The 23,571-nt window shown below is 67.3% G+C and carries 24 protein-coding genes and 2 pseudogenes; 14 read left to right on the forward strand and 12 right to left on the reverse strand.

Going from position 1 to position 23,571, the window contains the following annotated elements; genetic code table 11:
• Positions 1 to 8: 8 nt before the first annotated feature.
• The 4 genes from ACSX1C_RS20705 to ACSX1C_RS20720 all read right to left on the reverse strand — a co-directional run bounded on the left by ACSX1C_RS20705 (position 9) and on the right by ACSX1C_RS20720 (position 4,471).
• A complete protein-coding gene (locus tag ACSX1C_RS20705) occupies positions 9 to 2,642 on the reverse strand; it encodes a DEAD/DEAH box helicase (protein WP_439887670.1) in 2,634 nt (877 codons plus the stop codon).
• 97 nt (positions 2,643 to 2,739) lie between these two features.
• A complete protein-coding gene (locus tag ACSX1C_RS20710) occupies positions 2,740 to 3,615 on the reverse strand; it encodes a helix-turn-helix domain-containing protein (protein WP_439887671.1) in 876 nt (291 codons plus the stop codon).
• A gap of 291 nt (positions 3,616 to 3,906) precedes the next feature.
• Positions 3,907 to 4,203 carry a LasR-specific antiactivator QslA gene (locus ACSX1C_RS20715; protein ID WP_318644653.1) on the reverse strand — a complete coding sequence of 99 codons (297 nt, stop codon included), beginning with the start codon at positions 4,201 to 4,203 and terminating at the stop codon, positions 3,907 to 3,909.
• A complete protein-coding gene (locus ACSX1C_RS20720; RefSeq protein ID WP_439887672.1) occupies positions 4,196 to 4,471 on the reverse strand; it encodes a hypothetical protein in 276 nt (91 codons plus the stop codon). Before ACSX1C_RS20720 ends, ACSX1C_RS20715 begins: the two co-directional genes overlap by 8 nt.
• Before the next feature lie 723 nt (positions 4,472 to 5,194).
• On the opposite strand from ACSX1C_RS20720, the gene ACSX1C_RS20725 reads away from it, so the two are divergent.
• From ACSX1C_RS20725 to ACSX1C_RS20735, 3 genes are all read left to right on the forward strand, one after another.
• On the forward strand, positions 5,195 to 5,524 hold the full coding sequence (locus ACSX1C_RS20725; protein WP_439887673.1) for a DHCW motif cupin fold protein: 330 nt from the start codon (positions 5,195 to 5,197) through the stop codon (positions 5,522 to 5,524).
• 130 nt (positions 5,525 to 5,654) lie between these two features.
• Positions 5,655 to 6,494, forward strand: a complete 840-nt coding sequence (locus ACSX1C_RS20730; RefSeq protein ID WP_439887674.1) for a serine protease — start codon at positions 5,655 to 5,657, stop codon at positions 6,492 to 6,494.
• A 96-nt stretch (positions 6,495 to 6,590) separates the two neighbouring features.
• Positions 6,591 to 6,899: an NIPSNAP family protein gene (locus ACSX1C_RS20735; protein WP_439887675.1), complete on the forward strand. Its 309-nt coding sequence runs from the start codon at positions 6,591 to 6,593 to the stop codon at positions 6,897 to 6,899.
• A 269-nt stretch (positions 6,900 to 7,168) separates the two neighbouring features.
• On the opposite strand, the pseudogene ACSX1C_RS20740 reads toward ACSX1C_RS20735, so the two are convergent.
• Positions 7,169 to 7,318 (reverse strand): annotated as a pseudogene (locus tag ACSX1C_RS20740) (IS110 family transposase); the annotation flags it as partial.
• Positions 7,319 to 7,425: 107 nt separating this feature from the next.
• Here ACSX1C_RS20740 and ACSX1C_RS20745 point away from each other — a divergent pair.
• From ACSX1C_RS20745 to ACSX1C_RS20765, 5 genes and pseudogenes are all read left to right on the forward strand, one after another.
• Complete coding sequence (locus tag ACSX1C_RS20745; protein WP_439887676.1) at positions 7,426 to 8,340, forward strand: LysR family transcriptional regulator; 915 nt, start codon at positions 7,426 to 7,428, stop codon at positions 8,338 to 8,340.
• 2 nt (positions 8,341 to 8,342) lie between these two features.
• A complete protein-coding gene (locus ACSX1C_RS20750; RefSeq protein ID WP_439887677.1) occupies positions 8,343 to 9,242 on the forward strand; it encodes a LysR family transcriptional regulator in 900 nt (299 codons plus the stop codon).
• 153 nt (positions 9,243 to 9,395) lie between these two features.
• Complete coding sequence (locus tag ACSX1C_RS20755; RefSeq protein WP_439887678.1) at positions 9,396 to 10,025, forward strand: glutathione S-transferase family protein; 630 nt, start codon at positions 9,396 to 9,398, stop codon at positions 10,023 to 10,025.
• 66 nt (positions 10,026 to 10,091) lie between these two features.
• Positions 10,092 to 10,994, forward strand: a pseudogene (locus ACSX1C_RS20760) (FAD-binding oxidoreductase); the annotation flags it as partial.
• Between the two features lie 78 nt (positions 10,995 to 11,072).
• Positions 11,073 to 11,546, forward strand: coding sequence for a DUF1348 family protein (locus ACSX1C_RS20765; RefSeq protein ID WP_439887679.1), 474 nt, complete (start codon positions 11,073 to 11,075; stop codon positions 11,544 to 11,546).
• A 56-nt stretch (positions 11,547 to 11,602) separates the two neighbouring features.
• Here the strand turns inward: ACSX1C_RS20765 and ACSX1C_RS20770 are convergent, their stop codons facing one another.
• The gene (locus ACSX1C_RS20770; protein ID WP_439887680.1) at positions 11,603 to 12,337 is read right to left on the reverse strand and encodes a S1 family peptidase; all 735 of its coding nucleotides are present in this window, start codon (positions 12,335 to 12,337) and stop codon (positions 11,603 to 11,605) included.
• Between the two features lie 224 nt (positions 12,338 to 12,561).
• Between ACSX1C_RS20770 and ACSX1C_RS20775 the strand changes: the two genes are divergently transcribed.
• Positions 12,562 to 13,473, forward strand: a complete 912-nt coding sequence (locus ACSX1C_RS20775; protein ID WP_439887681.1) for a DMT family transporter — start codon at positions 12,562 to 12,564, stop codon at positions 13,471 to 13,473.
• Between the two features lie 15 nt (positions 13,474 to 13,488).
• Here ACSX1C_RS20775 and ACSX1C_RS20780 read toward each other — a convergent pair whose 3' ends face one another.
• From ACSX1C_RS20780 to yaaA, 6 genes are all read right to left on the reverse strand, one after another.
• Positions 13,489 to 15,909 (reverse strand): bifunctional diguanylate cyclase/phosphodiesterase, encoded by a 2,421-nt coding sequence (locus ACSX1C_RS20780; protein WP_439887682.1) that lies wholly within the window; start codon positions 15,907 to 15,909, stop codon positions 13,489 to 13,491.
• A 94-nt stretch (positions 15,910 to 16,003) separates the two neighbouring features.
• Positions 16,004 to 16,396, reverse strand: a complete 393-nt coding sequence (locus ACSX1C_RS20785; protein WP_439887683.1) for a hypothetical protein — start codon at positions 16,394 to 16,396, stop codon at positions 16,004 to 16,006.
• Positions 16,396 to 16,833: an ester cyclase gene (locus tag ACSX1C_RS20790; protein WP_369958840.1), complete on the reverse strand. Its 438-nt coding sequence runs from the start codon at positions 16,831 to 16,833 to the stop codon at positions 16,396 to 16,398. The genes ACSX1C_RS20785 and ACSX1C_RS20790 overlap by 1 nt, the downstream gene beginning before the upstream one ends.
• Positions 16,834 to 16,885: 52 nt before the next feature.
• Entirely contained in the window at positions 16,886 to 17,716 is an 831-nt protein-coding gene (locus ACSX1C_RS20795) for an SDR family oxidoreductase (protein ID WP_439887684.1), read from the reverse strand.
• Between the two features lie 52 nt (positions 17,717 to 17,768).
• Positions 17,769 to 18,233, reverse strand: coding sequence for a multidrug transporter (locus tag ACSX1C_RS20800; RefSeq protein WP_318643063.1), 465 nt, complete (start codon positions 18,231 to 18,233; stop codon positions 17,769 to 17,771).
• 94 nt (positions 18,234 to 18,327) lie between these two features.
• Entirely contained in the window at positions 18,328 to 19,107 is a 780-nt protein-coding gene (gene yaaA, locus ACSX1C_RS20805; protein WP_439887685.1) for a peroxide stress protein YaaA, read from the reverse strand.
• A gap of 180 nt (positions 19,108 to 19,287) precedes the next feature.
• Here yaaA and dmeF point away from each other — a divergent pair, with 180 nt between their 5' ends.
• The 5 genes from dmeF to moaE all read left to right on the forward strand — a co-directional run bounded on the left by dmeF (position 19,288) and on the right by moaE (position 23,285).
• Positions 19,288 to 20,256: a CDF family Co(II)/Ni(II) efflux transporter DmeF gene (dmeF, locus tag ACSX1C_RS20810; protein WP_439887686.1), complete on the forward strand. Its 969-nt coding sequence runs from the start codon at positions 19,288 to 19,290 to the stop codon at positions 20,254 to 20,256.
• A gap of 315 nt (positions 20,257 to 20,571) precedes the next feature.
• Positions 20,572 to 21,963 carry a PhoH family protein gene (locus tag ACSX1C_RS20815; protein ID WP_318643057.1) on the forward strand — a complete coding sequence of 464 codons (1,392 nt, stop codon included), beginning with the start codon at positions 20,572 to 20,574 and terminating at the stop codon, positions 21,961 to 21,963.
• Between the two features lie 142 nt (positions 21,964 to 22,105).
• The gene (moaC, locus tag ACSX1C_RS20820; protein ID WP_439887687.1) at positions 22,106 to 22,582 is read left to right on the forward strand and encodes a cyclic pyranopterin monophosphate synthase MoaC; all 477 of its coding nucleotides are present in this window, start codon (positions 22,106 to 22,108) and stop codon (positions 22,580 to 22,582) included.
• The gene (locus ACSX1C_RS20825; RefSeq protein ID WP_439887688.1) at positions 22,579 to 22,827 is read left to right on the forward strand and encodes a MoaD/ThiS family protein; all 249 of its coding nucleotides are present in this window, start codon (positions 22,579 to 22,581) and stop codon (positions 22,825 to 22,827) included. Before moaC ends, ACSX1C_RS20825 begins: the two co-directional genes overlap by 4 nt.
• Before the next feature lie 2 nt (positions 22,828 to 22,829).
• Complete coding sequence (gene moaE / locus ACSX1C_RS20830) at positions 22,830 to 23,285, forward strand: molybdopterin synthase catalytic subunit MoaE (RefSeq protein ID WP_439887689.1); 456 nt, start codon at positions 22,830 to 22,832, stop codon at positions 23,283 to 23,285.
• Positions 23,286 to 23,571 lie beyond the last annotated feature (286 nt).

The following is a 23,571-nucleotide window of genomic DNA, read 5'->3' on the forward strand; positions in this document are numbered from 1 at the left end:
CGCCCGCCTCACTCCAGCGGCGCGAACAGGGCGGCCAGGTCGTCCTCGGTCATCTGCCACTGCGCCTGGCTGCCGCCCTCCAGCACGCCCTGGGCCAGGTTGGCCTTGGCCTGCTGCAGCTGCTGGATCTTCTCCTCGACGCTGCCGCGGGCGATCAGCTTGTAGACGAACACCGGCTTGTCCTGGCCGATGCGGTAGGCGCGGTCGCTGGCCTGGGCCTCGGCCGCCGGGTTCCACCAGGGGTCGAAGTGGATCACCGTGTCGGCGGCGGTCAGGTTGAGGCCGGCGCCGCCGGCCTTGAGGCTGATCAGGAACACCGGGAACTGCCCGGCCTGGAACTGCTGCACCGGGGTGCGGCGGTCCTGAGTGCTGCCGGTGAGCTTGGCGTAGCCGATCCGCCGGGCCTGCAGCTCGGTTTCGATCAGGCTGAGCATCGAGGTGAACTGGGAGAACAGCAGCACCCGCCGGCCTTCCTCGACCAGTTCCGCGAGCATCTCCAGCAGGGCGCTGAGCTTGCCCGAGTCGCCGCTGTGCAGGCCGGTATCCCCTTCCTCGCCGAGCAGGCGCAGGTCGCAACAGGCCTGGCGCAGGCGCAGCAGCGCCTCGAGGATGACGATCTGGCTGCGCGCCAGGCCCTGGCGGGCGATCTCGGCGCGCACCTTCTTGTCCATGGCCAGGCGCAGGGTCTCGTAGCGGTCGCGCTGGGCGTCGCTCAGTTCGACCCAGTGGGTGATCTCGGTCTTGGGCGGCAGCTCGCGGGCCACCTGCTCCTTGGTGCGGCGCAGCAGGAAGGGCTTGATGCGCCCGTGCAGGTGGGCCAGGCGTTGCCCGTTGCCCTGCTTCTCGATGGGCGTGCGGTAGTCGCGGGTGAAGGCCTTGCTGTCGCCGAGCCAGCCGGGCATCAGGCAGTTGAACAGCGACCACAGCTCGCCCAGGTGGTTTTCCAGCGGCGTGCCGGTCAGGCACAGGCGCTGCGCCGCCTGCAGCTGGCCCGCGGCCACGGCCGCCTTGCTGCGCGGGTTCTTGATGTTCTGCGCCTCGTCGAGGATCAGCAGGCGGTAGGGCTGCGCCGCCAGCACCTTGAGGTCGCGGGGCAGCAGGGCGTAAGTGGTGAGGATCAGGTCGTGCTCGGCGATCAGCGGAAACTGCGCCCGGCGCTTGGCCCCGTGCAGGGCCAGCACCCGGAGTTGCGGGGTGAAGCGCGCGGCTTCGTCCTGCCAGTTGGGGATCAGGCTGGTGGGCATGACGATCAGCGCCGGCCGCTGCAGGCGCCCGGCCTGCTTCTCGCCGAGGATATGCGCCAGGGTCTGCAGGGTCTTGCCCAGGCCCATGTCGTCGGCCAGCACGCCGCCCACCTCCAGTTCGGCCAGCGCCTGCATCCAGGCCAGGCCCTGCAACTGGTAGGGGCGCAGCTTGGCCTGCAGGCCGGCCGGCGCCTTGGCGGGCCTGTTCGGCAGCGCCTGCAGGCGCTGGGCGAAGCCGCGCAGGCGTTCGCCGCCTTGCCAGTTCAGCGCCGGGCCCTGCTCCAGGCCGCTCAGGCGCGCGGCGTCGGCGCGGCCCAGGCGCAGGCGCGGGCCGAGTTCGTCGGGGTCGCGGAAGAACAGTTCGCCCAGGGTGGCCAGCAGCGGCTTGAGGCGGGCGAAGGGCAGGGCGATGCGCCGGTTGCCGTGGGGCAGGCTGACCAGCAGCAGCTCCTCATCGGCGCGCTGGGCCAGGGCCTCGCCGGTGAGCAGCCAGGGCTTCTGGCGGATCGCCTGCAGCAGGATCGGCAGCAGGCTGATGCGCTGCCCCTCGACCTCGATGCCCAGTTCCAGGTCGAACCAATCGTGCTCGGGGGCATCCTCGACCTCGGCGTACCAGTCGTCCACTTGCGCCAGGTCGTAGTGGAAGTCCGGTTGCATGCGCACCTGCCAGCCTTCCGCCTGCAGCCGTGGCAGTTGCTGCTGGACGAAGGTCAGCCAGGCCGCCTCGCTGGCCAGCTCGAAGTGTTCGCCGGGGTGCTCGGCCAGGGCTTCGCTCTGGCGCAGGGCGACCTGCAGGCCGGTGCCTTCCAGGCGCTGGCGCAGGGCGGCCTCGGCGGCGGCGTCGCGGACGATGCACAGGTTCAGGCTGGCGCTCTGGCGCACCAGCACATCCTTGGCGGCCTTGCCGTAGGCCGGGTGGCCCTGGTAGTCGAAGGCCAGTGCCGCGCGGTGCTGGGTCTGCTCGTGCATGCGTCCCTTGCGCGCGTCGTAATGCACCCGCACGTGGCTGCCCAGGGTCAGCACCGGCCGGGGCGCCACGCCTTCGAGGCGCTGCTCGGCGGCGTCCTTGCTCGGCACGATCAGCGGGCTCAGGTCGATGCCGGCGCGTTGCTGGCGCTCCAGGGTCAGCAGGGCGGCGACCACATGCTTGCAGTTGAAGCCCACCGGGCAGTCGCAGTGGCCGGTGACGTCCCAGTGCTGGCCGCGGGGGTGCAGGCTGATGCGCTGGCGGTAACTCTGCGCGCCGGAACCGCGGCAGCTGGCCAACAGGGTGTGGTCCTTGAGGCTGAGCAGGCGGCTGCGGCCCTGTTCGGCATAGCCGACGCCGCGCTGGAAATCGCCCGCGCCGACGGCGGCCCGCCAGTCGGCCTGGTGCAGATGCAGGATATCCAGGCTCATGATCTGAGCCCCGGGTGTGGCGAGTCGAGACTGGGCATGGCGGCGCCGAACGCGGAACAGCCAATAATTTTGACACAGCCGCGGGGGCTTGCGGGGCTCAGCCGGCGAATGCGCTGCGGTACTGCCCCGGCGTGGCGGCGAAGGCCTGGCGGAAGCGGTTGCTGAAATGGCTGGCGCTGGCGAAACCGCAGGCCAGGGCGACCTCACCGAGGGGCAACTGGGTCTGGCGCAGCAGTTCCTGGGCGCGGGCCAGGCGCCGGTTGAGCAGGTAGCGGTGCGGCGGCAGGCCGAAGCTCAGCTGGAACATGCGCGCGAAATGGTATTCGGACAACGCGCAGAGGCCGGCCAGCTGCCCCAGGCTCAGGGGCTCGGCCAGCTGGCTGTCGATGAACTCGCGCAGCCGCCGGCGCTGTACCGGGGCCAGGCCGCCGGTCAGGCGCAGGCCCTCGCGGCGGCCGACCTGGGACAGCAGCGCGTGGTCGAGCAACGCGTGGGCCAGGCTACTGGTCAGCAGGCGCTCGCCGGGCTCCTGCCAGTTGAGCCGGCACAGCTGGCGAAAGCGCAGGGCCTGCTGCGGGTCGTCGAGGAAGATGCTCTCGCGCAGCTCCAGCTCCCTCGGCTCGCGGTCGAGCAGGCGTACCGCGCCGAGGGCGAACTGCTCCTGGCTGACATACAGATGCGCCAGCTGAATCTCGCCGTCGATCACCCAGGCCGACTGGTGCCCGGCCGGCAGGATGCACAGCTTGTCCGGCGCGCCCTTGCTGCCCGGGCGCCCGCGGTGAAAGGTGCCGGTGCCGCCGGCCAGGTAGCAGGACAGGGTGTGGTGGCTCGGCGCCTGGTAATCGCGGCTGTCGTCGCGGTTGCTCCACCGCGCCGCGCTCAAGCCGTCGCCCAGCTCGGCGCTGCCCTGCAAACGGGCGTGGGGCGAGCGGCTCATGCTCTGGAAGACCTGCAACTGATCGAATTGCGCCATAGCTGTTTTCTCCAACCCAGCCATGCTACGCCGCTGCGGCGCGGCTGCCAGCCCATGGGGGCGAGAAAAGCGCAAGATTGGGCAAGTGCCGTGCAGGGGAACGCACCCGACACAGCGGCAGGGCTCGCCCTGGATGCTCGCCCCGTGGAAACCACGAAGCGGATTCACCAGCGGTTGCTCGGGCGAACTCGCTTGTGACCGACACCCCCGGCGGACCGTCGGTGATGGGGGCTTGAAGGGTAGCCCGCCGGAGTTCCCGGCGGGCTGTCTGTGGCAAGGTCGATTGCCGGCTTACAGCTGCAGGCAGGTCTTCCTGGCCTGGTGGTTGCCGCCGAACGGCGAACACAAGCGCTGGTGCACCCGGCTGAGGAAGCCGATCTCGAACGCCCGGCGCTGCGCTCCGGGGGGCAGCGCGTCGCGCTCGATGATCAGGTTGGCCCACAGCCAACCGGTGTCGTCGTTGCTCAACCAGGCCTGGGCGCTGGCCACGCCCCGGTCGAAGGCCTCATGGCAGTTCACCGGCCACTTGATGATCGCGCCGCGATGACCGTCATGGGTGGGCAGGTGGCTGGTGCAGGGTCTATTCATCGCCGGCCCTCCCTTGCGCCTGGGCCAACGCGCGGCGGTACAGCACCAGCACGTCGCTCAACAGCGCGCGGGCGCTGTCGCAGGCCTCATGCAGCGGCCCTGCGCCGGGGGTGGACGCCTCCATGCGCGCCAGGATGTCGAACAGCTTATGCAGCATCGCCACCCGCAACTCGGCCGCCGCCTGGAAATGGCAGCCCTGGCCATCGAGGCAATCGAGTGGTGCGTAGCGTCTGGGGAAGGGAACGACAACGGCGTTGAATCTAGCCATGACGCACCTCCAGGCAGGAGGCGAACGACAAGGCAAACAGCCCAAGGTGGAGCCCTTGGGTAAAAGGTGGATAGCGCATTTTCCTTATGCTCCTCGAACTGATTAAGGAGCCGTCACCCACCGTTGTCACGCGGTTTGGGTGGCGGACCGTACGGGGGTGACAAACCGGCGTCCGAGGGAACCGGCCAGGCCGAAGCCTGCCCCGCACGGCCCACCATAGAAATGCGATAGCCGGGCACAAAAAAAGCGCCGGCTATTCAGCTATGGCGCTACCGCGCCTCAGACAATACGGGTTGTCACGCCCGGCCACGGGATTGACCGTGACCGGCGCACTCTAGCCCGGTGCAATGGGCAGGGCAAGCCCGAAGAAACGAGGGGGCGCTTCGCCCCAACAACTTGTGACGACACTCCGCATTCGGGTAGTTTCAGCCCACGCAATGACGCACCCCGCAGGCAGGACGCCGAATAGCTTTCCCCTGCTTGCGTCGACTGTTTCAACTGAGCCATCCGCCGATGCAAAAATGGCACGCCAATGCTTACCCAGGGTTGCCGATGCGCCACCCCAGGTGCATAACACCCCACAAGGACCCCGCCACAGGCCGGAAGCCTCAAGCTAGAGAGGTTGCGCTGATAATGGCAGGGAATGTTATCCACCCAATGGTGCGTTTAAACGCACCAGTTGGTGTCTATTTATAGTTAGGCAATCACCACTCAGGGCTACTAATGCAAATATCCAATATTCCCTTCGGGACAACCGACTGGCCCAGTATTAAACCAACCGAGCATGCTGGCGAAACAGGTTATGCCTATTGGCACACCCAACACTTTGGAAATATCAGAGTTCGTATGGTGGAGTACACACCTGGCTACTTAGCTGATCATTGGTGCACCAAAGGGCATATACTTCTATGTATCGAGGGTGAGTTGCATACGGAACTCGAAGACGGCCGAAAGTTCACTCTCAAACCCGGCATGAGCTACCAAGTCGCGGACAATGCTGAACCACATCGTTCATACACAGATATCGGTGCAAAGCTATTTGTTGTCGACTGAACGAAATGCCTAACAACTGGTTCAATCCGTTCGCTGCGCTCACTGGGACGGGCTAAAGCCCGCCCCTTAACCAAACGTTATACGCTTCTCCATACAGCACATCGAAACCAAGTGGCTATTAGGGCGCAATATGGAAATTGAAATCCCAACTGCTAAATCTCTATTTATAGAAATGTACTTTGGAGAGACTCTGCTTAGCTCTGGAACTGCGTTTCTAGCAGCCAACGATAGAGAATCACATTGCGCACTTATTACCAATAGACACAATGTTACCGGGCGAAACCAAGAAACAGGAAAATGTATTTCCCCGCATGCGGCTGTACCGGACAACATAATCATCCATTTTCACAAAAATACTGAAAATTTCGAAGACATCGGTAATGAGTGGATAAAAATAAAGCTACCGCTCTATCGAGATGATGAAACACCATATTGGATTGAGCACCCAAGATTAGGTGCAAACGCAGATATTGTAGCGCTAAATCTAACCTGGGGCAGTGATGTAGCTAAATATCCATACTATTTTGACACCAATCTTGATCACTTTAATTTGGTAATAAGTCCAGCCGAGAATGTCAGTGTCATCGGGTTCCCATTTGGTTTGTCATCCTATGGAAAATTACCTATTTGGGCTACCGGATTTTTGGCTCAGGAATTAAGTTTAATAAACCCAGACAACCCTGTTTTTTTAATTGATTGCAGAACTCGCCAAGGGCAATCAGGTTCACCAGTTATTGCCTTTCGCCCGTCAGGTTATAGGTCTATTAAAGACGGAAAAATCTCTAGCACTTTATCGGGAAACAAGGCTTGGGAGTTTCTAGGCGTCTACTCTGGCCGAGTTAACGCCGAGTCTGATCTTGGGATGGTTTGGCATGTAACCGCTATAAGAGAGCTGCTTGACGCAGCTGCAGCTGACAACGCCAGAAGAATTGCAGCAGCTAAACAACGCGCCACCAACACTCTTAGCTAAAGCGTATAACAAATGGTTCAAACCGTTCGCTGCGCTCACTGGGACGGGCTAAAGCCCGCCCCTTAACCAAACGTTAGGCATTTATAAGGAAACTCTGTGATCACCTGCTATCTCAAATATATAATCGATCCATACAAGCTTAAAGAGTTTGAAAACTACGGAAAGCTATGGATTCCTCTGGTTGAGAAATTTGGCGGCAAACATCATGGTTACTTTTTACCATCGGAAGGTGCTAACAACGTTGCGCTCGCTATGTTTAGCTTCCCAAGCTTGGCTGAGTACGAGCAGTATCGGGAAAGGTCTCTCCAAGATGCGGATTGCATAGCTGCCTTCAAATACGCCGAAGAACAAAAGTGCATCATCAGCTATGAGCGAACATTCTTTAGGCCTGTGTTCAACGCCTAACAATTGTATATGGACTCTCCCCGCAAGCGGTGAGGAATAGCTTTTCCAACCCTGTCGTCAGCGCGGTTGCATGCGTATATCCGGCCTGTGTTGGGCGCTATCGCCCTGGCCATTCTGTAGTTCGCGCAGCGGGGGCCAAGCGTTCAATCGATCACCAGGATCATGATTGTTATCGGCCTTGTTCCGCTGCAGGACTCGCCTGTTCCGACAGTGCTGCTGCTCACCACAACCCCATGAAAACCTTCACCCCATCCTGATTACCCCCGCCGTCAGGCGGGCTTGGCGCTGTGCCAATCGCCGCTGAAGCGCCGCGCATGGCACCACCGCGGCCAGCCGATCCGCACCAGTTTGTTCGCCAGGGCCACCGCCGCCTCGTTGTGGCCGATGGGCGCCACTGTCTGCGTGGCCCGGCGTTGCAGCGCTGGGCTCCTAACAAGGAGCGAGGAAATAAGCGGCCCTACGTGCGCACTGTTGCGCACGGTGAAACAACTCGCCCACACTGCCGGCATCCGCACAGGAGCCGCTAATGGATCGTTTCCAGGAAATGCAGGTGTTTCTGGCCGTGGCCGAGGCGCAGGGTTTCGCCGCGGCCGCACGCCGCCTGAACATGTCGCCGCCCAGCGTGACCCGCGCCGTGGCCGCCCTGGAGGCGCGCATCGGCACCCTGTTGCTGGCCCGCACCACCCGCAGCGTGCGCCTTACCGAGGCCGGCCAGCGCTATGGGGAGGACTGTCGGCGCATCCTCGCCGAGCTGGAGGAGGCCGAGGAGTCGGCCGCCGGCAGCCACGCCGTCGCCCGTGGCCAGCTTACCGTCACCGCGCCGGTGCTGTTCGGCGAGCTGTTCGTCACGCCGCTGCTGGTGGATTACCTGAAGCGTCATCCGGCGGTGCAGATCAAGGCCCTGCTGGTGGACCGCGTGGTGAGCATGGTCGACGAGGGCGTCGATGTGGCGGTGCGCATCGGCAACCTGCCCGACAGCGGCCTGCACACGGTCAAGGTCGGCGAGGTGCGCCAGGTGATCTGCGCGGCGCCGGCCTACCTGGCCGAGCACGGCCGCCCGAGGCGTCCGCAGGACCTGCGCCTTGGGGATGCGGTGGTCGCCGCCAGCAGCAGCCTGGTCAGCGACTGGCAGTTCAGTGGCCCGGGCGGCCCGCTAAGCGTGCGGCCGCAGCCGCGCCTGGTGGTCACCGCCAACCAGGCGGCCATCAATGCCGCCTGCCTCGGCTGGGGGCCGACGCGGGCCCTGTCCTATCAGGTTGCCCGCCAGGTCGCCGCCGGCGAGCTGGAGATCGTCCTGGCCGATTACGAACTGCCGGCGCTGCCGATCCATGTGGTCCACCTGGGGGGCCGCAAGGTCGCGGCGAAGGTGCGCACCTTCGTCGACTTCTGCGCCGCCGGCCTCGGCGCCAATGCCGCGTTGAACCCGCAGCGGCGGGGCTGAGGGTGGACCGCTACCAGGAGCTGCGGGTATTCGAGGCCGTGGCCGCGGCCCGCGGCCTGGCCGCCGCCGCGCGCCGCCTGGGGCTCTCCGCGCCGACGGTGACGCGGGCCATAGGCGCGCTGGAGGGCCGCCTCGGCGCCGTACTGCTGTCGCGCGGCCCCCGTGGCGTGACGCTGACCGAGGCCGGCGAGGGTTTTCTCGTCGACTGCCGGCGCATCCTCGCCCAGGTCGCCGAAGCCGAAGCCTCGGCCTGCGGCCTGCATGTGGAGGCCCGCGGCCGACTCCATCTGGTCGTGCCGCTGCTGTTCGGCCAGCAGGTGCTGACGCCGATCCTGCTCGATTACCTGGGTGCCTACCCCGAGGTGCAGATCTTCGCCCAGTACCAGGATGGAGTGCCCAACCTGCAGGAGGAGGGCGTGGATGTGGCCATCGCGGTCGGTGCGCTGGCGGATTCGTCGCTGTTCGCCCGCCGGGTCGGCGCGGTTCGCCGGGTCGTCTGCGCCAGCCCGGCTTACCTGGCCGAGCAGGGCGAGCCGCGGCAGCCCGCGGAGCTGACGGATCATCGCCTCATCCACTCCAGCGCGGATTCGCGCCTGCCGGAATGGCGCTTTTTCGAACAGGGGCGCTGGCGCAACCTGGGCTTCGTCCCGCGCCTGAGTTGCGCCACCGACCAGGCGGCCATCGCCGCCGCCTGCGGTGGCGCGGGCCTGATCCGCTGCATGAGTTATCAGGTCCACGGGCTGCTGCAACAGGGGCAGCTGCGCCGCGTGCTGAGCGACTTCGAGCCGCCCGAGCTGCCGGTACAGCTGGTCTATCGCGAGGGCCGGCGCGCCGCGGCGCGGGTGCGCAGCTTCGTCGACTTCGCCGTCAGGCGGCTGCGAGAGCATCCGGCTCTGGGCTGAACGGCCCCCGCTTTATTTCGCTGAGTGAAAGAAAGGATTGCCGGTTCTGGTGATTCTGTCTTGCGTCTTTGCCGGACAAGATGACCCCACAGCAGCGCGGACCGGCCCGGCAACGCCACCGCCTGAGTCACTCACCCGAATGCGGAGCTCATCATGTCCCATGCCATCAAACTCTTCCGTCACCCGCTGTCCGGCCATGCACACCGCGTAGAGCTGATGCTCTCGCTGCTCGGTCTGCCGACCGAAGCGGTCTTCGTCGACCTGGCCAAGGGCGCCCACAAGCACCCGGAGTTTCTCGCGATGAATCCCTTCGGCCAGGTGCCGGTGATCGACGACAACGGCACGCTGCTCAGCGACTCCAACGCCATCCTGGTGTACCTCGCCAAGCAGTACGACAGCAGCGGTCGCTGGCTGCCGGACGAGCCGGTGGCTGCCGCCCGGGTGCAGCGCTGGCTCTCGGTGGCGGCCGGGGCCCTTGCCTCGGGGCCGGCCAGGGCGCGGCTGATCACCGTTTTCGCGGCGCCCTACGATGCCGAGGCGACCATCGCCAGCTCCCACGCCCTGCTCGGGGTCATCGACCAGGAGCTGGCCGGCAGCCCGTTCCTCGCCGGCAGCGCGCCGACCATCGCCGACGTGGCCGGCTACAGCTACATCGCCCATGCCCCGGAGGGCAATGTGTCCCTGGCCGGCTATCCCAACGTGCGTGCCTGGCTGGCGCGCATCGAGGCCCTGCCGGGCTTCGTGCCGATGCCGCGCAGCGCCGTCGGCCTGCAGACCGCCTGAGCGCGCGGCGCCCGACGCACCGTGCAAGCGGTGCGCTGCCCTTTCTCCGATCGAGGAGCCGTCGCCATGCACACAGTAGCCAGCCCTTCCTCACCCTGGCACGCCGGGGAGCAGCACCTGCAGGCCCGCGCCGGCGTGGCCGAGCGCATGGAGGCGGTCGGCCGCAAGGTGATTCGCGATTACCTGCCCGACCAACACCGCGACTTCTACCGCCAGCTGCCCTTCGTGCTGATCGGCGCGGTGGACGAGCAGGGACGTCCCTGGGCGGGGCTGCTCGAGGGCCAGCCGGGATTCGCCCGGGCGCCGACGCCGGACAGCCTGCAACTGCACGGCCGCCGCGACCCGCGCGACCCCGCTGCCCGGGCCCTGGGCGAGGGCGCGGCCATCGGCCTGCTCGGCATCGAGCTGCACAGCCGCCGGCGCAATCGCCTCAACGGCCGGGTCAGCCGCTGCCAGCCCGAGCGCCTCGACATTCGGGTCGAGCAGAGCTTCGGTAATTGCCCGCGCTACATCCAGCCGCGCCAGCTCGAGCCCCGGCCGGCGGCGGTGGACACCGGCCAGCCCGCCGAGCGCCGCGATCACCTCGATGCCCGCGCCGCGGCCATGATCGGGGCGGCGGACACCTGCTTCGTCGCCAGCTACGTGGTACAGGCCGACGGGCGCCCGGCCGTGGACGTCTCGCACCGCGGCGGCCGGGCCGGTTTCGTGCGGGTGGCGGGCAATCGCCTGAGCATTCCGGACTTCGCCGGCAACCTGTACTTCAACACCCTGGGCAACCTGCTGCTCAACCCCCGTGCCGGCCTGCTGTTTATCGACTTCGCCAGCGGGACGCTGTTGCAGCTCAGCGGGCGCACCGAGCTGACCCTGGAGGGCGAGGCGCTCCGCGCCTTTCCGGGCGCCGAGCGGCTCTGGCATCTGGATGTCGAGCAGCTGGTGCGGCGGCCGGCGGCGCTGGCCCTGCGCTGGCGACTGCCTGAGACGCCCTGAGCATTCGCTGAGCGGGCGCTCGCCGAACTAACCTTTCACCCCCATCAGGAGGACATCAGCATGACCCATGAAAGCCGCCCACCCTTTCCGCCCTTCAGCCGCGAAACGGCCGCGCAGAAAGTGCGCATGGCCGAGGACGGCTGGAACAGCCGGGACCCCGAGCGCGTGGCCCTGGCCTATACGCCGGATAGCCGCTGGCGCAACCGCAGCGAGTTTCCGGTTGGCCGCGAGCAGATCCGCGCCTTCCTCGCCGCCAAGTGGCGGCGCGAGCGGGAGTACCGCCTGATCAAGGAACTCTGGGCCCACGACAACGACCGGATCGCCGTGCGCTTCGCCTACGAGTGGCAGGATGCCGACGGCCAGTGGTACCGCTCCTATGGCAACGAGAACTGGGCGTTCGACGAACAGGGCCTGATGCGCGAGCGCCACGCCAGCATCAACGACCTGCCGATCGAGGAAAGCCAGCGCCTGTTCCGCTGGCCCCAGGGGCGCCGTCCCGACGACCATCCGGGCCTCAGCGAGCTGGGCCTGTGAGCTGACCCGGCGGCAATCGCCCCGTCGGATCGGGACGGGGTTTTGCCGTTCGGCGGCTATTGCGTCAGCGTCAGCAGGATGTCCGCGTACCAGGTGCAGTTCAGGCCGAGGGCCTCGTCCAGCTGCAGGTCGCGGGTGCCCAGGTCGAGGCGTGCCGAGTGCACGCCCAGCAGGCGCCAGGGCAGCTCGTCCGCTGCGCCTTGCCGCTCGGCCAGGCGCAGCACCACCGGGGCGCCGCTGGTGCCGCGGTGGGTGCGGCCGTCGGTGAGGAAGTAGCCCTGGCCCTGGAAGCGCAGGCCGAAGGAGGAGGCGAGCACCGCGTGGCGCACCACCGGCATGTGGTGCAGGGTGTCGTGGAAACCGAGGGGGAAGCCCACCACCAGCAGCGACGAGCCGACCTCGACCGGCTCCTCCGGGCCCGGCAGGTGCTCGGGGGTGAAGGCGCTGTAGACCATGGCCTCGGGCAGGGCGGCGCGGTCCAGCTCGATGGCCGCCACGTCGATCTCGCCGGCGCTGTCCAGGCCCTGGCGCCAGAGACTCTTGCCGTCGCGGTACAGCGGAATGGAGAAGTCGGTGGAACTGGCCATGTTGGCCTCGGCGGTGTGCACCTCGATGACGATGCGATCGGGAAAGTGCTTGCTCGGCTCGTCGATCATCACGTGGCGGCTGGTCACCAGGAACAGGCGTTCGCCGCGGGCGAAGAAGAAGCCGCTGGCGTTGGTCAGCTGGTGCTGGCCGTCGTAGGTGCAGATGCGCGCCGCGGTGAGCAGCAGGGACTCGATCTTCGGCATGGCTGGGCATTCTCCACAGGAGCCTGGCCACTATAGCCCCATCGGCCAGTCCGTCCCTCGGTCGAGTGCGCGCTGTTGCACCCGCGCGCCGTCGCTCAGTTCGGCGCCGGGGAACAGTATGGGCGCTGGCCGGCCAGGCTCAAGGCGCGGAAAAAGCGCAACTTTGCGCAAGCGCCCGGCACAGGCGGGCCCCAGACTGGAGGCCAATCACTGGGAGCCGTGCGATGAGCCTGTCGTTGTATCTGTTGACCGTCCTGATCTGGGGCACCACCTGGATCGCCATCAAGCTGCAGGTGGGCGAGGTGGCGGTCGCCGCGTCCATCGCCTACCGCTTCGCCCTGGCCGCCGCGGTGCTGTTCGCCGTCCTGCTGCTCAGCGGCCGGCTGCAACGAGTCGACGGCCGCGGTCAGCTGATCTGCCTGGCCCAGGGGCTGTGCCTGTTCTGCCTCAACTTCCTGTGCTTCTACACCGCCAGCCAGTGGATACCCAGCGGCCTGGTGGCGGTGATCTTCTCCACCGCGACGCTGTGGAACGCGCTCAATGCGCGGCTGTTCTTCAAGCAGCGGATCGCCGCCAAGGTGCTGGCCGGGGGCGCCCTGGGCCTGGGCGGGCTGCTGTTGCTGTTCTGGCCGCAGGTGGCCGACCACCCGGCCAGCCGCGAGTCCCTGCTGGGCATCGGCCTAGCGCTGCTCGGCACCCTGTGCTTCTCCGCCGGCAATATGCTCTCCAGCCTGCAGCAGAAGGCCGGCCTCAAGCCGCTGACCAGCAATGCCTGGGGCATGCTCTATGGCGCCGTGATGCTGGCGGCGATCTGCCTGGTCAGCGGCACGCCCTTCGCCTTCGAGTGGAGCACGCGCTACGTCGGTTCGCTGCTGTACCTGGCGATTCCCGGCTCGGTGATCGGCTTCACCGCCTACCTGACCCTGGTCGGGCGTCTCGGCCCGGAGCGCGCGGCCTACTGCACCGTGCTGTTCCCGGTGGTGGCGCTGAATATCTCGGTGTTCGCCGAGGGCTACCAGTGGAGCGCACCGGCGCTGCTGGGCCTGGCCCTGGTGATGCTCGGCAACGTGCTGGTGTTCAGCAAGCCCAAGCCGCTGCTGCCGCTGGCCCAGACGCTGGGCGGCAAGGCCGGCTGAGCCGGCGCGCGGCGCTCATTGCCAGGCCGAACGGGCCTCCCAGGCGAGGACGCGGTTGCCCGGCAGTGGCCGGCAGATCCTGAAGCCCTGGGCAATGTCGCAGCCGAAGTTGCCCAGGCGGGTCAGGGTCTCCTGGTTCTCCACGCCCTCGGCGACCACCTCGAGGTCGAGGTTGTGGGCCAGTTCGACGATGGAGCGGACGATCTTCGCCGAGTCGTCATCGTCGCTGAGCATGCCGGCGACGAAGGACTGGTCGATCTTCAGCGCGTCCACCGGCAGCCGCTGCAGGTAGGCCAGGGAGGAATAGCCGGTGCCGAAGTCGTCGATGGTCAGGCGGGTGTCGAACTTCTTCAGCTGCACCAGGGTTTCCAGGGCCGTGCTCGGGTCGTCCATCAGCGCGCTCTCGGTCAGCTCGAACTCGATCCAGTCGGGTGCGGCGCCCCAGGTGGCGAAGGCGCCACGGATGCGCTCGACCAGCTTGGGGTCGCGCAGGTCGCGGGCCGAGAGGTTGACCGAGATCGGCCGCGAGTCGCCTTCCTCGCGCCAGGCGTAGCCCTGGCTCAGCGCATTGTCGAGCACCCAGTAGGTGAGCGGGGTGATCAGCCCCGAGCTTTCCGCCAGCTGGATGAACTGGTTGGGCGCCAGCAGGCCGCGCTGCGGGTGCTGCCAGCGCAGCAGGGCCTCGGTGCCGCACACCTTGTTGGTGGCGATCTGCAGCTGCGGCTGGTAGTGCAGGCGCAGCTGGTTGGCGTCGATCGCCCGGCGCAGGTCGCTCATCAGGGTCAGGTGCTGGGCGCAGGCGCGCTCCTGTTCATCGTGGAACAGGGCATAGCCGGCACCGGAGCGCTTGGCCCGGTCCAGGGCGCTGCCGGCTCGGCGCAGCAGGGCGTCGGTCTCGGTGCCGTGGCCGGGATAGAGGGCGATGCCGATGCTGGCGCGGGCATCGAGGTACAGGCCGGACAGGTCGATCGGTTCGTACAGCGCCTCGAGTATCTGCTGCGCCAGCTGGGTGGCCTGTTCGGCGCCGCCGCTGGGCATCAGCACGGCGTATTCCTTCTCGCCGATCCGGGCCACCGGCATCCGCGGCCCGACCGCCTGCACCAGGCGGGCGGCGATGGCCTGCTGCAGGCGATCGCCTTCGCGGTAGCCGAGGGTATCGTTGATTTCCTGGTTGCTGCCGACTTCCAGCTGCAGCAGGCCCAGCGGGCGATGCTCCTGCCGGGCGCGGGCGATGGCGTCCTCCAGCAGCTCGCACAGGTGCAGGCGGTTGGGCAGCTCGGTGAGGCCGTCGGTGTAGGCCATGCGCCGGATGGTGGCCTCGGCCTGAGCGGCCCGGACCCGGGTGCGCAGGGTACTGATGCCGAAGCCCAGGTCCTTGGCCGTGGCCCCCAGCAACTCGACCTCGCGGGCATCGAAGGCGTCGGCTTCCGCCGCCATGATGACCAGCATGCCGATCAGCTCGCCCTCGAGTCGCAGCGGCAGCACGATGGCTGCGGCGAAGCCTCGGGCGCGGGCCTCGTCGCGCAGCGGAGGGTTGGCATGGCTGAGGATGTCGCGCAGGACGAACGGCCGCCCTGTCTCCATCGTCGCCTCCAGCCTGTGGATGAAGGCCAGGCCTTCGGTGCTGGCACCCCAGGCGTCGCCCAGCATCAGGAAGCCCCGGTCGAGCCCGGCATGGGCCTCGGGGCGAAAGCGTTGTGGCGCCTGGTCCTGGCGGTAGGCGACGCAGGCCAGGCGGTAGCCGCAGTCCTGTACCAGCACCCGGCAGATGTCCTCGAGCAGGGCCGGCTCGTCGCTGGCATGGATCAGCGCATGGTTGACCGCGACCCGCGTCGCCAGGGCGCGGTTGAGGCGCTGGATTTCCACTTCCGCCTGGTTGCGCCGGGCCTTGATGCGCAGGGCCTGGAGGCCGAAAGCCAGGTCTTCGGCCGCCTCGCCCAGCAGGTCCAGTTCCTGGGGGCCGAAGGCATCCGCCTCCGGGGCGCCGATGGCCAGGACACCGAAGATGTCGCCGCCGACCCGCAGCGGCAGTGACAGCACCGAGGCGATCTCGTGGCGGATCGCGCCCTCGCGCCAAAGCGCGGTGTTCGGATCGGTCAGCAGGTTGCGCGACAGGCTCGGTTGGCCGGTGCGGATCGCCCTGCCGCTGGGACCGCGGCCGCGTTCGTTATCCGCCCAGCTGATGTGCAGCGATTCGATGTAGCTGCGCTCGACCCCGGCGAAAGCCATCGGTGTGACGGTCTTCGCCGCGTCCTGTTCGGCGCGGCCGACCCACGCCATGCGATAACCGCATTGCTCGACTATGACGCGGCAGATTTCCTGCAGCAGGGTGGCTTCGTCGCCGGCGCGCAACAGCGCCCGGTTGCAGCCGCTGAGGGTGCGCAGCGCGCGGGTGAGGTACTGGTGTTCCTGACTGGCGGGGTCTGGTTCTGGCATGGCCGGCCTCCAACCCATGCAGGCCCTGGGTGGCATATAGAACCGCCGCTTGCGAGCCCGGTTCCACCGGCAGGACGGGCGGAAGCCCCTGGACCTACGGGCGCGGCGGGGCGAGCCACGAGAAGGTCCGCTTGGAGAACAGCAGCGCGGCGCTCGCCGGGTAGCACAGGTAGTGCAGGGCGAAGATCAGCACGCCCATGGGGCCTGGGCTGTCCTGCAGGCTCATCATCCCCAGCAGCGCCAGATAGAGCAGCGCGAGCAACCCGCCATAGAGCCAGAGCAGGCGCCGGCGCTCCTGCGGCTGGGGCGCGCGGCGGGCCTCGGCGGCAAAGCACAGGGCCATGGCGGCGGCGACCGTCACGGCGATCAACAGGGTGGCCGGCAGGCCGCCGAGCTTCACCAGGCTGCGCAGCAGCAGGTTGAGCAGGACCACGGCGGCCACCCCGCCGAGGGCGTAGCGCAGCATGGCCACGCGCTGCGGCGGCATCAGGGCTGGGTCGTCAGCTGTTGATAGAGTTCCCAGGCGCTGCGCTCGACCCAGCACTCGGCCAGGCGGCCGTCGCGCACGGTCCAGATGGCCACGCCGCTGAAGGCGATCGGCCGGCCGTCGGCGGGGGTGCCGAGCATGCCATTGTTGCGCCCCGAGCAGCGCCAGCGCGACACCACCCGGTCGCCGGCGGGGTTGGCGAAGACCTCCAGGTTGTCGGTGCGCGCGTCCAGCAGCAGTTCCTGGAACGCCTTGACCCAGGCCTTGAAGGCGTCGCGGCCGCGAATGGTCTGGCCGCCGGAGGTGATGACATAGTCCTCGGTCATCAGCTCGTCGATGGCATCCAGGTCATGGGGCGGCTGCCAGACCCGGTCGAGAAAGGTCAGGGCCAGGCGTTCGGCCTGGCGGTTCGCGGTGGCGTCGAATGGCTGGGGCATGGCGGGTCTCCCGTTCGGTGGTGCGCGGCCCGCGTCGGCGGACGGAGCCGTCTCAGAGTTGCACGTTGAGGCCGAAGCGCTTTCGCAACAGCGCGCTCAGCCAGGGCCTGGGCAGTAGCGCGGCCATCAGCGGCATGGCGCGGCTGCCGTTGCCCAGGCGCAGCAGCTGCGGACGCTTGCGCCGCTGCACCGCGGCCAGCAGCTCGGCGGCGAACTGCGCGGTCGGGGTCGGGTTGTCCTGGGAGGCCTTGGCGCGGGCGCGGATGCCTTCGCGCAGCGGCCACCAGGGCGAGCCCTCGCCGAGCAGCTGTTCGGCCTCGCGGCTGGCGTTGGCGCCGAAGCTGGAGGCGATGGCCCCGGGCTGCACCTCCATCAGCTCGATGGCGAAGGGTGCCAGTTCCAGGCGCAGGGCGTCGGAGAGGGCGTGCACCGCGGCCTTGGAGGCGCAGTAGGCGCCGGCGAAGGGGGTGGCGAGGACGCCGGAGACGCTGCCGATGTTCACCACCAGGCCGCGGCTGCGGCGCAGCAGCGGGAACAGGGCGCGGGTGACGCCGACCAGGGCGAACACGTTGGTCTCGAACTGCCGGCGCAGGGCCTCCACGCCGCCGTCCAGCAGCGGGCCCATGGCGCCGTAGCCGGCGTTGTTGATCAGCACATCGAGACCGCCGCTCTCCCGTTGCAGGCGCTCGGCCAGTCGCTCGAGCGCGGCGCCGTCGTTGACATCCAGCGGCACCGCGGCAAAGCCGGCGGCTTCCAGGGCGGCGAGGTCCTCGGCCTTGCGCGCGCAGGCCCAGACCCGGTAGCCGGCGGCCTGGAAGGCGTCGGCCAGGGCGCGGCCGATGCCGCTGGAACAACCGGTGATCAGAACGCTGGGCGGGGTCATGGGGCTTCCTTTCTCTGGTTCGGGTGGACGGGGGTATCCGTGCAGTCTGGATTCAATCGGCGAAGCTGCCCTGCAGGCGTTCGGCGCGGAATTCCAGGGTGCTGGCGCGGTAGCCGCTGCGCAGGGTCGGCAGCGGCAGGCAGTCCTGCCAGCTGGCGCCGGGCAGCAGGTCGCCGGGGCCGCTGTAGCGCGGCGACTCGTACAGCCGGCGGGCCAGGTTGACCGTCTCGCCGGGGCGGTAGGCGGCGATCTGCCAATGCAGCTCCCGCAGGACGGCGTCGCTGCCGTTGGTCAGCTCCAGCGCCAGCGGGCGGTTGTCCGGGCAGCGCTGCGGGGCGTACTCCAGGCGCAGTTGCAGGTGGGCCAGGTGGCGGCTTTCCCGGCTCTCCTGCCAGAGCACCCAGCTGGCCACCAGGCCCAGGCCGAGCAGGGCGGCCATGGAGATCGGCAGGGCCTTGCCCGGATAGCGGATCAGCAGGATGAACCAGGTCAGCAGCAGGAAGGCGCCGATTAGCATGGCGATGGCCTTGGCGGATGGACACCTTGCCATCCTACACAAGGCCGGGGCGACGGGCATGGGGCGGCAGGCTAGTCCCGCCGCCGGGGCGAGTTCAGTCCAGCGGCTGGTCGCGCAGGAACACCAGCTTGTCGGCCGTGGAGTGCCCGGCCGAGTAGCGATAGCCCTGGGCGTCGAAGCCCTTAAGGGCCTCGGGATCGGTCAGGCGGTGCTTGATCACATAGCGGGCCATCAGCCCCCGGGCCTTCTTGGCGTAGAAGCTGATGATCTTGTACTGGCCGTTTTTCAGGTCCTTGAACTCGGTGTCGATGATGCGCGCGTCCAGGGCCTTGCGCTTGACCGCGCCGAAATACTCGGTGGAGGCCAGGTTGAGCAGCACCCGGTCGCCCTGGGCCGCCAGGGCCTCGTTCAACCAGCCGCTGATGCGCTCGCCCCAGAAGGCATAGAGGTCCTTGCCTCGCGGGTTGGCCAGCTTGGTGCCCATCTCCAGGCGGTAGGGCTGCATCAGGTCCAGGGGGCGCAGCACGCCGTACAGGCCGGAGAGCATGCGCAGATGCGTCTGGGCGAAGTCGAAGTCGTCCTCGTCGAAGTCCTCGGCATGCAGGCCGGTGTAGACGTCGCCCTTGAACGCCAGCAGCGCCTGCTTGGCGTTGTCCGGGGTGAAGTGCGGCGTCCAGCTGGCGAAGCGCGCCGCGTTGAGCCCGGCGAGCTTGTCCGACAGGTGCATCAGTTCGGCGATCTGCACGGGGCTGAGGTCGCGCAGCTGGCTGATCAGGGCCTGGGCGTGGTCGAGGTGTTCGGGCTGGCTGTAGCGCTGGGTCGCCGGCGGCGTCTGGTAGTCGAGGGTCTTGGCGGGGGAAATCACCATCAGCATAGGGGCTGCTCCTGAAAGTCCTGGCGGCGATTCTAGGCCGAGCGGCGCCCCTGGCTCTACCTATCGCGGCGATTGAGTGCCCGGCGGTAGCCCTCGGCCACGCGCGCCGGGGAGGGTTGACCCGGGGGCCGCCCCGGTCTTTTAGTGTGGGCTGGTACCCATGGCCAACAAGGAGTCGTTATGACCGCCTGCAACCACTCGCGCTGGGAACCCTCCCACGATTACCGCCCACTGGAAAGCCGTGCCGAACGCCAGGCCTGGCGCGTCACCGCCCTGACCGGGGCGACCATGCTGGTGGAGATCGCCGCCGGCTATGCCTTCAACTCCATGGCCCTGCTGGCCGACGGCTGGCACATGGCCTCGCATATGCTCGCCATCGGCCTGACCGCGCTGGCCTACCTGCTGGCCCGGCGCTATGCCAACGACCGGCGTTTCGCCTTCGGCACCTGGAAGATCGAGGTGCTGGCGGGCTTCGCCAGTTCCATCCTGCTGCTCGTGGTCATCGCCATGCTCGCCTTCGAGTCGTTGTGGCGCCTGTGGCAGCCGCAGCAGATCGCCTTCGACATGGCCCTGCTGATCGCCGTGATCGGCCTGCTGGTCAACCTGGCATCGGCCTGGATGCTCGGCGGCGAGCACAGCCACGATCATGGCCATGCTCACCACGACCACGACCACGACCACGACCACGACCACGGACCGAGCGGCGGGCGCGACCTCAATCGCCACGCGGCCTTCGTCCACGTGCTGGCCGATGCGCTGACCTCGGTGGCGGCGATCATCGCCCTGCTCGGCGGCTGGTGGCTGGGCTGGACCTGGCTCGATCCGCTGATGGGCGTGATCGGCGCGGTGATCATCGCGGTCTGGGCCAAGGGCCTGTTGCTGGAGACCGGCAAGGTGCTGCTCGACCGGGAGATGGACAGCCCGCTGGTGGCGCGGGTACGCAGCGCCCTGGTCGCGGAGCCGGACACCGAACTGGCGGACCTGCACCTGTGGCGTGTCGGGCGGGCGCAGTTCGCCTGCATCGCCAGTGTGGTGACCCATGGCAATGGCTCGGCGGATCGCTACAAGGCGCGCCTGCAAGGGATCGGCGAACTGGTGCACGTGACGGTCGAGGTCAACCGCTGCGCCGAGAATGGGCACGCCGGGTAAGGCGGCAGAGAAGAGGCGGGAAAATGGCGTCAATCGCGCCGGTAGGACTTTTGACTGTAACGGGCTGGGGGGGCATCGCCAAGGGTTATTCGTCGACAGGCAAAATAAAGTTCAAAAAGTTGAAAAGAACGTTTGCCTGTCATGTTTTTTGGAGTAATTAAAAAGCAAGACCGCCGAATCCTGCAGACAGGTGGCGGCCATCGGCCCTCATCCTGCTTGCACCTTCTCAGCCCCGCCTGAGTCGTCGGCGGCCTCCCGCGGCGGAGCGCTGCTGTGGCATTCCGTCGCATGGCTACTACAAGAAGGTGACCGAGTATGGATGACCATGGACGCTCCACGCCCACCGCTCCGACCCTCTACGCTCTCGACACCAATGTCCTGATCCACGATCCCAATGCGTTGCTGAATTTTCAGGAACACCACGTCGCCATCCCCATGACCGTGCTGGAGGAACTGGACAAGCTGAAGACGGGCAAGGCCGGCGTCGCCGCCGAATGCCGCCAGGCCATCCGCCTGATCGACAAGATTCTCGGCAGTGCCGCGCCCGACGAGGTCGAGCTGGGCGTACCCATTCAGCGGGAGAAGAGCGGGCCCTGCGGGTTCCTGTCGATTCTCATGAGCAAGAGCGCCTCGCCGATCACCTGGCTGCCGGAAGACCTCAACGACAACAAGATCATCAACCAGTTGGTCGAGCTCAAGTCGCGGCGTCCCGGGGTGGCCGTGGTGCTGGTGACCAAGGACATCAACATGCGCCTGAAGGCGCGGGCCTGCGGCATCGATTCGGAGGACTACCACACCGACCAGCTGGTCGACGACGTGTCCCTGCTGTCCCAGGGTTACCACAGCATGGAGGGCTCGTTCTGGGACCGCGTCAGCACCGTGGAGACCCGCCAGGATCATGGCCGTACCTGGCACCGGGTGCAGTTGATCGACAACCTGCCGGCGGTGCACGTCAACGAGTTCATCGTCGACGGGCAGGGCTTCGTCGGCTGGATCAAGGGCATCGAGGCCAATGAGCTGGTGATCCTCGACCTGCACCAGGAACCCCTGATGCACCAGGAGGCCTGGGGCCTGCGCCCGCGCGACATCTACCAGGCCCTGGCGCTCTATGCCCTGCTCGACCCGGACATCCACCTGGTCAACCTGTCCGGCGCCGCCGGTTCGGGCAAGACCATCCTGGCCCTGGCCGCGGCCATCGAGCAGACCATGGTCAGCAAGCGTTACCGGCGCATCATCGCCACCCGCAGCGTGCAGGGCCTGGACCAGGAGATCGGCTTTTTGCCCGGCACCGAGGCGGAGAAGATGGAGCCCTGGCTCGGCGCCATTACCGACAACCTGGAAGCGCTGCACATGGAGGACGAGAACACCCACGGCAGCGTCGACTACATCCTGCAGAAGGTGCCGCTGCAGTTCAAATCGCTGAACTACATCCGTGGGCGCAGCTTCCAGCAGAGCCTGATCCTCATCGACGAGTGCCAGAACCTCACCCCGCATCAGATGAAGACCATCATCACCCGCGCCGGCAGCGGCTCCAAGGTGGTCTGTCTGGGTAACCTGGCGCAGATCGATACGCCCTACCTGTCGGCGCCCAGCTCGGGTCTGACCTACCTCACCGAACGCTTCAAGGACTTCGAACACGGCGTGCACATCACCCTGCAAGGGGTGCCGCGCTCGATCCTCGCCGAGTTCGCCGAGAGCCATATGTAACCCACCCTCCCGTCCTATCCGCCGCGTCGGGCCTGTGCCCGGCGCGGCGGTGGCGACTGACCATCCGATTCCATGGCATTCACAGGTGCCGAAAGCTGACCCGCGGGTTTACAATCGGCCGATACCCGCCTGGAGCAAACCTGTGTTGACCCATCTCGATTCCCAAGGTCGCGCCAATATGGTCGACGTCAGCGACAAGGCCCTGACCGTCCGTGAGGCCGTGGCCGAAGCCCGGGTGCGCATGCGCCCGCAGACCCTGCAGATGATCGTCGAGGGCGAGCACCCCAAGGGCGACGTGTTCGCCGTGGCGCGCATCGCCGGCATCCAGGCGGCGAAGAAGACCGCCGACCTGATCCCCCTGTGCCATCCGCTGATGCTGACCAGCGTCAAGGTCGAACTTACGGCCGAGGGCGATGACGCCGTGCGCATCCGCGCGCGCTGCAAGCTCTCCGGGCAGACCGGCGTGGAGATGGAGGCGCTGACCGCCGCCAGTGTCGCCGCGCTGACCATCTACGACATGTGCAAGGCGGTGGACCGCGGCATGATCATCGAGAGCGTGCGCCTGCTGGAGAAGCTCGGCGGCAAGAGTGGCCACTACAAGGCTGGGGACGAGCAATGATCCGCGTGCAGTACTTCGCCCGCTACCGCGAAACCCTGGGCCTGGATGGCGAGCAGCTGCGCGACAGCCAGGGCTTCGCGACCCTCGACGACCTGCGCCGCCACCTGCTGGCCCGTGGCGGGGTGTGGGAGGTGCTGGCCGAGCAGAACCTGATGTGCGCGCGCAACCAGGAACTGTGCGGTCTCGACGAGCCCCTGGCGGAGGGCGACGAGGTGGCCTTCTTCCCCACCGTGACCGGGGGCTGAGCATGGCCATTCGCGTTCAGCACGAGCCGTTCGATCCGGGTGCCGAGACCAACGCGCTGCATGCGGCCAATGTCGGCGTCGGTGCGGCGGTCAGCTTCGTCGGTTACGTGCGCGACTTCAACGAGGGCCGCGAGGTCGGCGGCATGTTTCTCGAGCACTTCCCCGGCATGACCGAGAAGGCCTTGGGCAAGATCGCCGCAGAGGCCGGGCGGCGCTGGCCGCTGCTGAATATCCAGATCATCCACCGCATCGGCCGCCTGGAGCCGGGCGAGCCTATCGTCTTCGTCGGCACCAGCAGCGCCCACCGCCAGGCCGCGTTCGACGCCTGCGCCTTCGTCATGGACTACCTCAAGACCCGCGCGCCGTTCTGGAAGAAGGAAGACACCAGCGACGGCCCGCGCTGGGTCGAGGGCCGCGCCAGCGACCAGGGTGCCGCTGCGCGCTGGGGCAAGGCCTAGGCGTACCGGCGCGGCGGTGCGCGCCTGACGGCACTGCCGCCGTTGCTCCCCTGACCAGGCCGAGTCGCGCGCCCCGCGGCTCGCCTATCCGGCTGCCCGGTTGACGATGTGTACCCAAGAGTCCAGTATGGACTTATAAGTACAATACGAGGCCGGCCGATGCCCGCTCCGCCAGCGCTATCGCTCATCCGCTCCCGCCCGGTAGCAGTCCCTCTGCGCCTGTCTTTCGTGTTGCCGCCTTCCGCGCGGCCGCGGCGTCTGCCCGTGGTCGCCAGCCCTGTCACCC

It is taken from the genome of Pseudomonas sp. MBLB4123 (assembly GCF_051904775.1).
GTDB classification, from domain to species: domain Bacteria; phylum Pseudomonadota; class Gammaproteobacteria; order Pseudomonadales; family Pseudomonadaceae; genus Aquipseudomonas; species Aquipseudomonas benzenivorans_B.